The 13,164-nt window shown below is 42.2% G+C and carries 11 protein-coding genes; 6 read left to right on the forward strand and 5 right to left on the reverse strand.

From position 1 onward, the window contains the following. Positions 1 to 547: 547 nt before the first annotated feature. Positions 548 to 1,198 carry a YccT family protein gene (locus L4D78_RS04125; RefSeq protein ID WP_428465777.1) on the forward strand — a complete coding sequence of 217 codons (651 nt, stop codon included), beginning with the start codon at positions 548 to 550 and terminating at the stop codon, positions 1,196 to 1,198. 244 nt (positions 1,199 to 1,442) lie between these two features. Here the strand turns inward: L4D78_RS04125 and L4D78_RS04130 are convergent, their stop codons facing one another. The 3 genes from L4D78_RS04130 to zipA all read right to left on the reverse strand — a co-directional run bounded on the left by L4D78_RS04130 (position 1,443) and on the right by zipA (position 6,384). Continuing rightward, positions 1,443 to 2,519 carry a porin gene (locus tag L4D78_RS04130; protein WP_428465778.1) on the reverse strand — a complete coding sequence of 359 codons (1,077 nt, stop codon included), beginning with the start codon at positions 2,517 to 2,519 and terminating at the stop codon, positions 1,443 to 1,445. 538 nt (positions 2,520 to 3,057) lie between these two features. Continuing rightward, positions 3,058 to 5,073 carry an NAD-dependent DNA ligase LigA gene (gene ligA / locus L4D78_RS04135; protein ID WP_428465779.1) on the reverse strand — a complete coding sequence of 672 codons (2,016 nt, stop codon included), beginning with the start codon at positions 5,071 to 5,073 and terminating at the stop codon, positions 3,058 to 3,060. Between the two features lie 135 nt (positions 5,074 to 5,208). Further along, complete coding sequence (zipA, locus tag L4D78_RS04140; protein ID WP_428465780.1) at positions 5,209 to 6,384, reverse strand: cell division protein ZipA; 1,176 nt, start codon at positions 6,382 to 6,384, stop codon at positions 5,209 to 5,211. A gap of 350 nt (positions 6,385 to 6,734) precedes the next feature. Here zipA and cysZ point away from each other — a divergent pair, with 350 nt between their 5' ends. From cysZ to crr, 5 genes are all read left to right on the forward strand, one after another. Beyond that, the gene (cysZ, locus tag L4D78_RS04145) at positions 6,735 to 7,496 is read left to right on the forward strand and encodes a sulfate transporter CysZ (protein WP_428465781.1); all 762 of its coding nucleotides are present in this window, start codon (positions 6,735 to 6,737) and stop codon (positions 7,494 to 7,496) included. A gap of 122 nt (positions 7,497 to 7,618) precedes the next feature. Continuing rightward, positions 7,619 to 8,587, forward strand: coding sequence for a cysteine synthase A (cysK, locus tag L4D78_RS04150; RefSeq protein ID WP_428465782.1), 969 nt, complete (start codon positions 7,619 to 7,621; stop codon positions 8,585 to 8,587). Positions 8,588 to 8,900: 313 nt separating this feature from the next. Then, positions 8,901 to 9,158 (forward strand): HPr family phosphocarrier protein, encoded by a 258-nt coding sequence (locus L4D78_RS04155; RefSeq protein WP_428456054.1) that lies wholly within the window; start codon positions 8,901 to 8,903, stop codon positions 9,156 to 9,158. A 53-nt stretch (positions 9,159 to 9,211) separates the two neighbouring features. Then, on the forward strand, positions 9,212 to 10,939 hold the full coding sequence (gene ptsI / locus L4D78_RS04160) for a phosphoenolpyruvate-protein phosphotransferase PtsI (protein ID WP_428465783.1): 1,728 nt from the start codon (positions 9,212 to 9,214) through the stop codon (positions 10,937 to 10,939). Positions 10,940 to 10,980: 41 nt separating this feature from the next. Beyond that, positions 10,981 to 11,490, forward strand: coding sequence for a PTS glucose transporter subunit IIA (gene crr, locus L4D78_RS04165; RefSeq protein WP_428465784.1), 510 nt, complete (start codon positions 10,981 to 10,983; stop codon positions 11,488 to 11,490). A gap of 163 nt (positions 11,491 to 11,653) precedes the next feature. Here crr and L4D78_RS04170 read toward each other — a convergent pair whose 3' ends face one another. Continuing rightward, complete coding sequence (locus L4D78_RS04170; protein WP_428465785.1) at positions 11,654 to 12,550, reverse strand: Dyp-type peroxidase; 897 nt, start codon at positions 12,548 to 12,550, stop codon at positions 11,654 to 11,656. 199 nt (positions 12,551 to 12,749) lie between these two features. Continuing rightward, positions 12,750 to 13,160 carry a hypothetical protein gene (locus tag L4D78_RS04175; RefSeq protein WP_428465786.1) on the reverse strand — a complete coding sequence of 137 codons (411 nt, stop codon included), beginning with the start codon at positions 13,158 to 13,160 and terminating at the stop codon, positions 12,750 to 12,752. Positions 13,161 to 13,164: the final 4 nt, after the last annotated feature.

Below are 13,164 nucleotides of genomic sequence, written 5' to 3' on the forward strand. Positions count from 1 at the left end.
GAAGATACTATCTAAATAAACATGACACAGTTCAAAGCAGCAAATCCTAAACAGATATAAACAACTAAAAAACAACCACTTACAACAATAAAAACAAAAAACATAAAGACAATAACGAAGGTTACTTTGTGCGCTGACTCAAAAAAACACTGAAACATTGAGGTTAATTGATAATTTACCCATGAAAAAATCTAATTTATTATAGTTATTTAGAATAAATAAATAGTTAACTGTGGGTTAGATCACAATTGTGAGTACTACATTTAATGAACTATTTGCCTTCAACGAACAGGCTAGAAAATAACTGATGAATATCAAACAACACAATTATCCCCCAAAGGAATATATTAACCTGTTTAATAAAATTCTTATATCTTCAATCCTTACCCATACATTTATTAATAGTAGCTAGCATCATGTGACTCTTATCTGATTTCAAAACAATATTATGAAAATAATAAAGGCATACGTATGACTCAGTTATTATGTCTAGTAAAATAAGATTCACTAATTCACTTTTATGACTCAATTATGAGGTTCTACTTCGATGAAAATAAATGGTTTTGTGGCAAGTGGTTTAATAGGGCTATTGTCCTTCCCAGTTGCAGCTGAAGTAACACTTAAGCTTCCAAGCGAAGTAAACATTTTATCAATCAATGGTGAAGAAGGTAAAAATAGTCTGATGTCTTTTATTGGCTCATCACCAGACAATATCACCTTACCAAATGGTGATAATCAAATTATCTATGAAATAAAGAAAATCTTTAACAAAGGCTCTAGCCAAAGTGAAATATATCAATCATCACCGCTTGTATTAAGCTTTAATAGTATCGACTCTGAATTAGTGATGGCGCTACCATCACTAAGAACCCAAGATGCAGCTCGTCGATTTGATAGGTCTCTTGCAGTTGAATTATCTAACTCTTCCGGCTCATCAATTGAGCACAAAAATGAAAAACTCCCACTTGATGGATTTTCAATTAATAAAGATTATGCTTACCTATTGGCTGCATATAACACCCCTAGTGATAAAGTAACGTCTACCGCTTCAAAGCAAGCGAATAAACTAACAAGTAAGCAAGCTAATGGAAATACTGATGTATCGTCTAAACTGACAGTCTTACAAGATGTATTTAACCAATTGGATGATAATGAAAAACAAGACTTCCTAACTTGGGCAATAAAGAACCTTAATTAGCACTGCTCTCTACCTGTTAGCCGGATCACTGTTTGGTTTGGCTAACAATTTTCCCTACTCATCTAATTACCTCCTCCCCGTCAATACCTTATCTGTAATTAAATTCACATCGAGCACATAAAAAGCATTCATATAAACACAATAAAAGTACCTAAAAACAAATAACTACCATGACAAAAAAGGCTTCGGTACATACCGAAGCCTTTTCACTTATTAGTAATTACAATTTAACGGTAATTAACTCTTAGAAGTACCACTCAGTACCAAAACGTACCATCGTATCACCGTCGCCATCGTTGCTGTGCTCAGCAACACGTAGGAAGGTATAAACACTGTTGAAGCTGTAACCAAATTCACCAGTCAGTGTTTCACGATCTAAGTAAGCATCCGTTACACCATCAGTATCACCCGTTTGCTGTGCATAACCTAAACGGAAGTTAGCTTTACCCATGTAGTAATTCGCTTGAAGAGAAAAAGCTTCAATTTCGCGCTTATCATAGCTGAAACTACCTTTGTCAGTAGCATCGTACTCACCAGTCTTATATGCACCAGCAATCATAACACTATCAATCGGGCGCAATTCAAAACCAACGAAGTAAGAGTCCGTGTCACCAACTGATGCATCTTTTCCAGCTTCCTTCAGGCTACCGTCTTTGTTGAATGTAGCATCGGAGCCTGATTCAAACTCTGTATCTTGCGCTGATTCAAATGCTGCATGTAGCGTTAGCATATCCACAGGGGTAATCGAGAACTTAGCACCGTAAAACTTAGAATCATCCGTATTGCTACTGCCGTTACCAACAGATGCGCTGAACGTTAGCATATCGGCAATTTTAGCTGAGTCATAACGTACTTGCTGGCTCTTACGGTCAAAAATGAAACGCTCGCCACTTCTCCAACCACGGTCAAACGTAGTACCCATGTTTGATGCACTGTAAGGCCAGTCAACTAGCTCGTACATTGGTGTTAACATACGACCAAAGCGTACCTGACCCCAGTTATCACCACGCATACCAACAAATGTATCACGGTTACCTAATTTAGCACCGTCATCAAGCATCCAGCCCGATTCCATTTGTACAAAGGCTTCTACAGAATCAGTCATTGCTTGTGCAGCACGGAACCCGACACGTGTTTCATTTTCTAATGCGAATGTGCCATTGTCTGCGCCATAATCAACAGCAGAGATAGAAACAACACCATATACCTCAACTTTTGAATCGTTTGACTCACCAATTGTATAAGCATTTGCTGATACCGAAACCATCGCAGCTGCTGCAACTGCTACACTAAGAAATGAACGCTTAAACATGTTTTCCATGGAATAACTCCTAAAAATACTAGCTGTGTTACTTGTGCCCTAATGGTTGGCCGCCGAGGGCATCAAGTAATCCTCCCGATATGTCAGTCAGATTTCTTAATCTAACTAATTCATATTTTTTTAGTTCTTAAAGTGAACTCTTGTCTTGCTTCCCCACTAAGACTACTTTCGCATCAAAAAACATCAAACATAACTTAATTAATTCTTTGAAAAATATGACTCAGTGCAAACTTCGCGCAAATTAGTGATCACGGTCAAATAAAAACAAAACACAATCACCACAAACATAAAAATCATTTAAAAACAAACATATACATTGATAGTTATATATAGTTATGCGATCTACATCTGTGATTTATATTTTTTATTGCAGTTTATTACATCATAATGAAAAGCATGAATTGGCAATAACACACACTTAAAATCAAAATTAAAATAAATATGCATCAAACTTAATGAATAAAAAAAACCCTCTTATACCAATGTATTAGAGGGCTATTGTTTATTTTTTTATTAAAATTTTGTTGTTTTGACGGTTTTAACGAGCCATCAAATCAACTAATGCCTGTTCATCCCAGACTTCTATCCCAAGATCTTGTGCTTTTGACAATTTTGACCCCGCAGCTTCACCGGCTACAAGCAAATCTGTATTCTTTGATACACTGCCCGTTACCTTGGCCCCTAGCTGCTGAAGTGCCGCTTTCGCATCTGAGCGTGTAAGTTGAGAAAGTGACCCCGTTAATACAACCGTTTTCCCTTCAAGAGGTCGCTCGACACCCTCTTCTGCCTTTTCAATGGCAGGCCAGTGGATACCAACCTCTAGCAAATCTTGAATAACCGCCAAGTTATGCTCTTCTCTAAAGAAGTTATAAAGGTGCTCTGCAACAATTTCACCAACATCCTGAACCTTAATCAGCTGATCTTTATTTGCCGCTTGAATGGCATCAAGGGATTCAAAATGATTAGCAAGGTTTGCCGCTGTTGCTTCGCCCACTTCACGAATGCCTAATGAATAAAGAAAGCGCGCTAATGTTGTCTGTTTTGATGCCGCTAAAGAATCAACTAACTTTTGAGCTGACTTCGGCCCCATTCGCTCAAGCACTGTCACTACGCCGGCAGAAAGTTTAAACAAATCGGCAGGGGTCGCCACCATTTCACGATCGACCAATTGCTCAATCACTTTGACGCCACACCCATCAACATCAAGCGCTTTACGAGAAACAAAATGCTTCAAAGCTTCTTTACGTTGTGCTTGGCAGAAAAGTCCACCAGAGCAACGCGCCACCGCCTCGCCTTCAACCCGCTCCACTTTAGAGTCGCAAACTGGGCAGGTTTCAGGGAATACAATCACTTGGGCATCGGCTGGGCGTCGAGATTCTACAACCGAAGCAATTTGTGGGATCACATCACCTGCACGGCGGATAATCACGGTATCGCCGACCATCACGCCAAGGCGCGCAATTTCATCAGCGTTGTGTAACGTTGCGTTACTAACGGTTACGCCACCAACAAAAACAGGTTCAAGTTTTGCAACGGGTGTTATCGCCCCTGTTCGACCAACCTGAAACTCAACATTATTAAGTAATGTCATTTCTTCTTGAGCTGGAAATTTATAGGCAATCGCCCATCGCGGTGCTCGAGCAACAAATCCTAAGCGTAATTGAATCGCAATATCGTTGGTTTTGATCACGACACCATCGATTTCATAAGGTAGTGATTCTCGCTTCTCACCGATCTCTTGGTGATAAGCAATCACTTCATCCATATTCGCTAATTGACGTATTTCAGGGCACATCGGTAGGCCCCAGTCTTTCAGCTGCAATAAACGTTCGTACTGACCTTCGGCTAATGCTAAGCCTTCCACAACACCGACCGAATAAGCATAAAAGCTAAGCGGTCGCGTCGCGGTTACTTTCGAATCGAGTTGACGCAGACTGCCCGCAGCAGCATTCCGTGGGTTAGCAAAGGGTTTATCACCCTTTTTCATCGCTTTTTCATTCAACGCATCAAAGCCTTTTTTCGGCATGAAAACTTCACCGCGAACTTCTAAACGAGCAGGCCATCCTTCGCCACGTAGCTTTAAAGGAATTGAGCGTATTGTACGTACATTTTCAGTAATATTTTCACCGGTAGCGCCATCACCCCGTGTCGCCGCCTGTACTAACAGGCCATTTTCATACATTAAACTAACAGCAAGCCCATCCAGTTTTGGCTCACAGCAATATGTTAATGCTGACTCTGACATAAGGCGATCAAGCATACGCTTTTCAAACGCAACAAGATCGTCATCATTAAAGGCGTTATCCAATGACAGCATCGGAATTTCATGGGCAATTTGGGTAAAGCCATCGAGCGGAGTACCGCCGACACGCTGACTCGGTGAGTCCGCGGTGATCAATGCAGGATGCTCACTTTCTAATGTCAGTAGCTGCTGCATCATGCGATCATATTCAGCATCTGGAATTTCAGGGTTATCTTCGACGTAATAACGATGACCGTGATATGCAAGTTGTTCACGCAGTTCATTAAGTAGCTGCTGAATGTCATGACTCATTGTTTTTCCTACCGTAATACGCCCCTGACGAGCTAGGGGTACTCAATAATACAAATCTGTATAAGTTTAAAAAAATAAAGCCCTTTATACCGTAATGTATAAAGGGCCAGATTATTCTCATTAAAAAAGCTGTCGCTAGTGATTAGCGTATTTTTGTGCTTTTTCTCGATATTCCATAATGCGATGTGGCGTAATTAATGCGCGATTCTGATCAAGAACATCGGCGCCGAGTGTATCGGCAATAAGCTGAACGGTTTGTAGCATTTGCTTAAAATTCGCATCAGCACGGCCAACTTGGCATGGAAGCATCAGATAAAAAGCAACACCCGGTGTTTCAAAATTATCGTTTCCACCTTCTGGGAAGTGTGCTGGATGCACCATGTTCGTCACAGAATAAATGACAGGGCCTGTGCCTGCGACATCAGCATGATAGTGATAAACCGAATTTTCACCAAACACCAGGTTATGCTGCTCAAATGCATTGAACAGTTTGTTACCACGTAAAGTGTCACCATTTCGCGCATGAATATTAAGCACAAGATAATCAGGTGGTAACTGTTCTGGTTCTGGTTCTGGCTCTGGCTCTGGCTCTGGCTCTGGCTGCGTTACAACAACCGATTCAACAACTGACTCAACCATTTCAGCCAAGCTTACACTTGGTTCAACAACGATCATATCGTCAGCTGGTGTTGTTTGTTGTTCTCGTTCAATGTCTTCTATTGTTAACGCTGGCTCAAATACCGTCGCTGGTGACATTGAAACGGTGTCGGTTGATTGAACCTTGCTAATTGATTCAGCATCAACATTAACCAGAGGTTCCGAAGCAACCTCCGATACTGGTTGCACGACCATTGTTTCGGCACTCGGCGCGACTTCCGGTTGCTCTATATTAATAGGCTGCTGGATTAGCTGGGCCGTGTCTTTTAATGCCGCAGCTGCATCGACTGTAGCTGAGAGCACAGGCTCGTCAGTCGCAGACATCGCTGGCAACTCATTCTCTTGCTCAGAAACCACGGTTTGAGTATCCATTAGCGGATCTGCTTGCAGCTTTTGACCAAAATGAAGCTCGGGCTCTTTTCTTTCCGGACGGCTTACTTCTGGCTCCTTGCCATCATGGTTCATTACTCTAACATTGCCGATACCATCGTGATCAAAACCTTCTTGGTCACGAGGCGATTTATCCAGCTTTCCTAATGGCTTCTCACCAAATTTAGCGGGTTTTTCCTTACGGCTGCTCCATAACCCATGCAACAATAAAGCTGCAATCGCTAGTGCACCCACAATAATAAGAACCAGACGCAATTCCTGCATACGAATACTCTGAATTTACATGTTACCCCTAAAGGGGGAAGATCAATTTATTGAGTTCCACCAAGGGTTGATTACAACCTTCAGTGATACTTCGACATTTCTGCCCTTCTTGGTCAAAAAAGAAGGGTACAACCTCTAATGTATCAAAACTCAAAACAGAATGAGAAGGCGAATGTTGTTATTCGTGCAAGATAGTGCTCTTGAGCACAAAATCGGGCAATCCTTAAACAATAATTTCGCTATTTCTGCATTTTATCCTAGACCTAATTTGCTTCTAGGTAAGCTACACCGTTAATATCAGCATTCATTAAAGCAAATATATGCCGCCAGAAACACACCAAGGAGCTAATATGCAACAACACAGTAAGTCCCCTACCTCGCTGAGTGGTGCGGGCTATTTCTTTAAAGGCATGTCACTGGCAATGCAGCCCGGCACCCGCAGGTTCGTTTTACTGCCTTTAATGGTCAATATTGTTTTATTTGGCACAGCTTTTAGTTTAGTTCTCACTCAGCTTGATACTTGGATTAATGGTTGGATGGCATATCTACCACAATGGATGGAGTGGTTGTCATACATACTATGGCCATTACTGGCCATCGCCACGTTAGTAACCTTCTCTTATTTATTTAGCACGATTGCTAACTGGATTGCTGCGCCATTTAACGGCTTACTCGCCGAGCACCTTGAAGCAAAACTAACAGGGAAACCAGCCCCTGACACAGGCATGGTCGACATTTTTAAAGATCTACCGCGGATCATGAACCGAGAGTGGATAAAATTAAAGTACTACCTACCCAAGGCACTCGGCCTATTTATCTTATTGTGGATCCCCGCAATAGGTCAGACCGTAGGCCCTGTCTTGTGGTTTTTATTTAGCGCTTGGATGATGAGTATACAGTACGCTGATTATCCATTTGATAACCATAAAGTACCTTTCCCGACCATGCGTGACGCGCTGAAAGAAAAACGAGGGAAATCACTTAGCTTTGGCAGCTTAGTCATGGTTTTCACCATGACGCCATTACTCAACCTTGTTGTTATGCCAGTTGCAGTGTGTGGCGCAACGGCCATGTGGGTTGACCAATACCGTGATCAATATAAGTTACATTAACCGTCCGTTATAACAATAAGATATAACCACAAATTCCTTCTCAATCATGAATCTGCGGTTATGCTTATTATCACACACCCAATCGTGTCATTTTTTGAACGTGTTACGAAGGAACGATAATAATGAGCAAGATTTACGAAGATAACTCCCTGACTATTGGTAACACTCCGTTAGTTCGCCTAAACCGTGTTAGTAAAGGTAACGTCCTAGCGAAAGTAGAAGCTCGAAATCCAAGCTTCAGCGTCAAGTGCCGTATTGGTGCCAACATGATTTGGGATGCAGAAAAGCGCGGTATTCTGAAAGAAGGTGTCGAGCTCGTTGAACCAACAAGTGGTAATACAGGTATTGCCCTTGCCTTTGTTGCAGCAGCTCGAGGCTACAAGCTAACACTAACAATGCCTGAAAGCATGAGTCTAGAGCGTCGTAAGCTCCTTAAAGCCCTTGGCGCGAACCTTGTTTTAACTGAAGCACCGAAAGGCATGAAAGGAGCCATCGAAAAGGCAGAGGAAATTGTCGCTTCAGATCCAGAAAAATACTTGTTGCTTCAGCAGTTCAATAACCCTGCTAACCCTGAGATTCACGAGAAGACAACTGGCCCTGAAATTTGGGAAGCCACTGAAGGTGAAATCGATGTCTTTGTATCAGGCGTTGGTACTGGTGGTACGCTAACTGGTGTCAGCCGCTTTATTAAGCAACAAAAAGGCAAAGCAATTACAACCGTTGCCGTTGAACCTACTGAATCACCAATTATTACTCAAACATTAAACGGTGAAGACCCTAAACCTGCTCCCCATAAGATTCAAGGGATTGGTGCTGGCTTTATCCCTGGTAACCTTGACGTGTCATTAATTGATGAGGTTCAACAGGTTAGCTCTGAAGATGCGATAAACATGACACGTCGCTTAATGGAAGAAGAAGGCATTTTAGCAGGCATTTCATCTGGCGCAGCAGTGGTAGCAGCAAATCGCATGGCAGAAAAGCAGGAATTTGCAGGTAAAAATATCGTAGTTATCTTGCCGAGCTCAGGCGAACGTTATCTGACATCTGCACTGTTTGCTGGTATTTTTACCGACAAAGAAACCCAACAGTGATCACACTTTTTGATGTTAAAACATCAATAGCGATTCAAAAGCTCCCTTAAGGGGGCTTTTTTGTTGCATTTGTAGCGTAGCTTTAATATAAATCGTTCGTGCTTTATTTTTAGCTTCGAATTAAAAGGTCATTTGTTGGTCTTCACGAAGCAATAAAAGAGAGAAAAGTCACAAAAAATTGACTTAGATTAACCTCTAGCACCGAGCTGATAGGGTAATTTATACTCCTAGTTAGCAGGCATAGCCTAAACAGGTTAAGCTTATTTTCAGTTACGTTAATATTAAATAAATAATATCTATATCGGGGTGAAAAATGTATCAGAAGCAAGTTGAGATCACTGCAGAAAACGGCCTACACACTCGTCCAGCGGCTCAGTTCGTAAAAGAAGCAAAATCTTTCGAAGCAGACATCACAGTGACTTCAAACGGTAAAAGCGCAAGCGCTAAGAGCCTGTTTAAGCTTCAGACTCTAGGTCTAGTTAAAGGCACAGTAGTGACTATCGCTGCTGAAGGTGCTCAAGCTCAACAAGCTGTTGACCACCTAGTTGCTCTAATGGACGAACTGCACTAATACGCAGTCTGTTTATTACTTCCCCTAGTTTTAAGTATATTTAAGGTAAGGCTATGATTTCAGGTATCCTGGCATCTCCTGGTATTGCTTTTGGTAAAGCATTACTTTTGCAGGAAGAAGCGATTGTTTTAAACAAAACGCCAATTACTGCGGACCAAGTTGAGAGCGAAATTCAGCGTTTCTTCGACGCTCGAAAAAAATCTTCTGAGCAACTAGAAGTTATCAAAGAAAAAGCACGTGTAACCTTCGGTGAAGAGAAGGAAGCCATCTTTGAAGGCCACATTATGTTGCTAGAAGATGAAGAGCTAGAAGAAGAAATCATAGCCTTCATTAAAGATAACAATGCATCTGCAGATCTTGCTATTCATAGCATCATCGAAGAGCAAGCTGTAACGCTAGAATCTCTAGATGATGAATACCTAAAAGAACGTGCAACCGACATCCGCGATATCGGTAACCGTTTTGTGAAAAACGCACTGGGTATCAGCATTGTTAATCTTAGTGCTATCAATGAAGAAGTTATTTTGGTCGCTAACGACCTAACGCCTTCAGAAACTGCACAAATCAACCTAGATTACGTACTTGGCTTCATTACTGATATTGGTGGTCGCACTTCACACACCTCTATCATGGCGCGTTCTTTAGAGTTACCTGCAATCGTAGGTACAAACGATATTACAACTCGTGTTCAAAACGGTGACATGCTGGTTCTTGATGCTATCAACAACCAAGTTGTGATTAACCCAACTGAAGGCGAGTTAGCTAAATTCAAAGCTATCCGTGACAAGCACCAAGCTGAAGTTGAAGAACTTGCTAAGCTGAAAGACCTACCTGCAATTACCCTTGATGGTAAGCACGTAGAAGTCTGCGGCAACATCGGTACTGTTAAAGACTGTGACGGTATCAACCGTAACGGTGGTGAAGGTGTTGGTTTGTACCGTACAGAGTTCCTGTTTATGGACCGTGATGCGCTACCGACTGAAGAAGAACAGTACAAAGCTTACAAAGATGTTGCAGAAGCAATGCACGGTGAAACCGTTATTATCCGTACTATGGATATTGGTGGTGATAAAGATCTTCCATACCTAGATCTTCCTGAAGAAATGAACCCGTTCTTAGGCTGGCGCGCCATTCGCATTAGCTTAGATCGTCGTGAAATTCTACGTGACCAACTACGTGGTATTCTACGCGCTTCGGCACACGGTAAGATCCGCATCATGTTCCCGATGATTATTTCTGTAGAAGAAATTCGTGAACTAAAAGCGGCTATCGAAGAATACAAAGCAGAACTTCGCACTGAAGGCCTTGCTTTTGACGAGAACATCGAAATCGGTGTTATGGTTGAAACGCCAGCAGCTGCAGCGATTGCGCACCACCTAGCGAAAGAAGTTGAGTTCTTTAGTATTGGTACTAATGACTTAACCCAGTATACTCTTGCTGTTGACCGTGGTAATGAGCTGATTTCTCACCTTTACAACCCACTATCTCCTGCTGTTCTTACCGTGATTAAGCAAGTTATTGATGCTTCTCACAAAGAAGGTAAGTGGACAGGTATGTGTGGCGAGCTAGCGGGTGATGAGCGTGCAACCCTACTACTTCTTGGTATGGGTCTGGACGAGTTCAGCATGAGCGGAATTTCTATTCCACGCATTAAGAAAATTATCCGTAACGCTAACTTTGCTGATGTAAAAGCTATGGCTGAGCAAGCGCTTGCTATGCCTACTGCTGCTGAAATTGAAGCACACGTAGAAAAATTCATCGCAGAAAAGACCATCTGCTAATATAGCAGCAGGTAAAATAACAACGCTTAGGAGCAACGATTATGGGTCTGTTTGACAAATTGAAAAAGCTAGTTTCTGATGATAACTCTGAAGCTGGTGCTATTGAAATTATTGCACCGCTTTCAGGTGAAATCGTAAACATTGAAGATGTGCCAGATGTTGTTTTCGCCGAGAAAATCGTTGGTGACGGTATCGCTATCAAACCTGCTGGCAACAAAATGGTTGCACCAGTAAACGGTACTATCGGTAAAATCTTCGAAACGAACCACGCTTTCTCTATTGAGTCTGACGATGGCATCGAGCTATTCGTTCACTTCGGTATCGACACTGTTGAACTGAAAGGTGAAGGCTTCACTCGCATCGCTGAAGAAGGTCAAACGGTTAAAGTCGGTGATACTGTTATCGAATTCGATCTAGCACTTCTAGAAGAAAAAGCAAAATCAACTCTTACTCCAGTTGTTATTTCTAACATGGATGAAATTAAAGAGCTGAACAAGCTATCTGGTGCAACAACTGTGGGTGAAACTCCAGTTCTACGCATCAAAAAGTAAGACTTAAATCATCTTACTGAAAGCGCTACCCTCGGGTGGCGCTTTTTTGTTTCTAACGTTTTCATAGAAACTCTGCATATAAAAAACGAGAAGCAATGGCCTCTCGTTTTCACTCCCATCCGGCTCACTCAATACGAAGTAGCGATCGGCTGATGATATTAATTTATAATGCAGCTAATACTTCAAGTGATGGAGCAAAGAAATACGCCCCAGTAACTGCCGTTGTAAAACGCAATAGCTGATCGGTTTTACCATCCGTCTCGCCATACATGCTCTCGAGCATTGTCTTGAAGTTATGCTGGGTATGGCAGTATGCAATAAACAACAGGCCGTGATCGCCGCTTACCGTGCCATATGGCAAGCTATGGCGTACAATTTTAAGGCCCTTACCTTCTTCTTTGATATCGACGCGACCGACATGCGATGCCGCAGGTACATCTTCAAGTTCAATTGAGTCGGGTTTTGTACGGCCAACGACCTTTTCTTGTGCCTGAAGATTCAAACGGTTCCAAGCCGGTAAGTTATGCACAAAACGCTGGAGCATAACAAAACTGCCACCAGCAAACTCACCGTCATTGATTAAAGCAACATCTTGGCGCGCTTCTGTCGTATTTGGGTTCTCTGTACCGTCAATAAAATCTGTCATATCACGTGAATCAAGGTACTTGAAACCGTACGTCTCATCCATGATCTCAACAGATTCTGCAATTGGCTCGATAAACTGGCGCAACAAGTAGAAATTAAGATCGTGACGACTTGAGTTAACGTGTAGCAGAATATCACCACCTGTTGCCGGCGCTGTGATATCACCCTCGCCGAGGGGCTGGAACTCGTCGAAGCCTTCAGGAGTACCTTGCGCTAGCGCGGTCCAAAATGATTTCCCAAAGGCAAGACTTGCACGTAGCTCTGCATGAGGTTGCTGCTCATTCAGTGACGAAACTAACTGATGAAGCTGCTGACATTGCTTGATCACCGCCGAAGTCTCAGCCTTCACTTTCATCACTACATACAGTGCGAAAGGACCGGCTTCTGGTAAAATCAATGGTTGTGCCGTTGCCATATTTATCTCCTAAGTGAACAACTTATAATTCTTTGGTCAAGGACCTTACTTACATAACCTTAAATTATACCTCGAATACTCACCGTAACGTTGATCATTATCAGCACCCAATAGCCACGGTTCTTTTTTATGACGTTAAAAATGAAAAACGCCCCGTCAGGAGCGTTTCTGCTTACAATTCAAGTGTCATTACACCGTATTATACCGATGTCACTTCAACCTGTAATTTCACTTGCTTATCACTATTGCCATCAACGGTTTCAAACAGCGCTGGTGAGTTCAGGCCTGTTGATAACGTCGGTGAAATAATCGTCCGCCACCCACCATCATCTAATCGCTCTTGTACTTTGAAAGCAATTTTCACTTCTTCTGCTGAGACTTCCAGCAATTCGGCACTGCCGACAAGCTCTCGTGCTGTTTGGTTAGCGACATCACTAGTACCAAAGAACACCGTTTCTTCGCCAGGAAGCAAAGAAAGTGACGTGTTCACCGACTGTGTATTACCACTTGCGCCAGTGAGCTCAAAATTTACATCAAGTAGCCAGTCAGCCATCGCTAACGGGCTCAATAGAGCACTAAAAAGGACGAGGCCTTTACTCCATTCATTCATTTGT

It is taken from the genome of Photobacterium minamisatsumaniensis (assembly GCF_050336695.1).
Lineage (GTDB): Bacteria > Pseudomonadota > Gammaproteobacteria > Enterobacterales > Vibrionaceae > Photobacterium > Photobacterium minamisatsumaniensis.

Coding starts and splice junctions, on each gene's coding strand:
- L4D78_RS04125 (WP_428465777.1), top strand. CDS start 548: ATGAAAATAAATGGTTTTGTGGCAAGTGGTTTAATAGGGCTATTGTCC.
- L4D78_RS04130 (WP_428465778.1), bottom strand. CDS start 2,519: ATGGAAAACATGTTTAAGCGTTCATTTCTTAGTGTAGCAGTTGCAGCA.
- cysK (WP_428465782.1), top strand. CDS start 7,619: ATGAGCAAGATTTACGAAGATAACTCCCTGACTATTGGTAACACTCCG.
- L4D78_RS04175 (WP_428465786.1), bottom strand. CDS start 13,160: ATGAATGAATGGAGTAAAGGCCTCGTCCTTTTTAGTGCTCTATTGAGC.
- L4D78_RS04170 (WP_428465785.1), bottom strand. CDS start 12,550: ATGGCAACGGCACAACCATTGATTTTACCAGAAGCCGGTCCTTTCGCA.
- ptsI (WP_428465783.1), top strand. CDS start 9,212: ATGATTTCAGGTATCCTGGCATCTCCTGGTATTGCTTTTGGTAAAGCA.
- cysZ (WP_428465781.1), top strand. CDS start 6,735: ATGCAACAACACAGTAAGTCCCCTACCTCGCTGAGTGGTGCGGGCTAT.
- ligA (WP_428465779.1), bottom strand. CDS start 5,073: ATGAGTCATGACATTCAGCAGCTACTTAATGAACTGCGTGAACAACTT.
- zipA (WP_428465780.1), bottom strand. CDS start 6,384: ATGCAGGAATTGCGTCTGGTTCTTATTATTGTGGGTGCACTAGCGATT.
- L4D78_RS04155 (WP_428456054.1), top strand. CDS start 8,901: ATGTATCAGAAGCAAGTTGAGATCACTGCAGAAAACGGCCTACACACT.
- crr (WP_428465784.1), top strand. CDS start 10,981: ATGGGTCTGTTTGACAAATTGAAAAAGCTAGTTTCTGATGATAACTCT.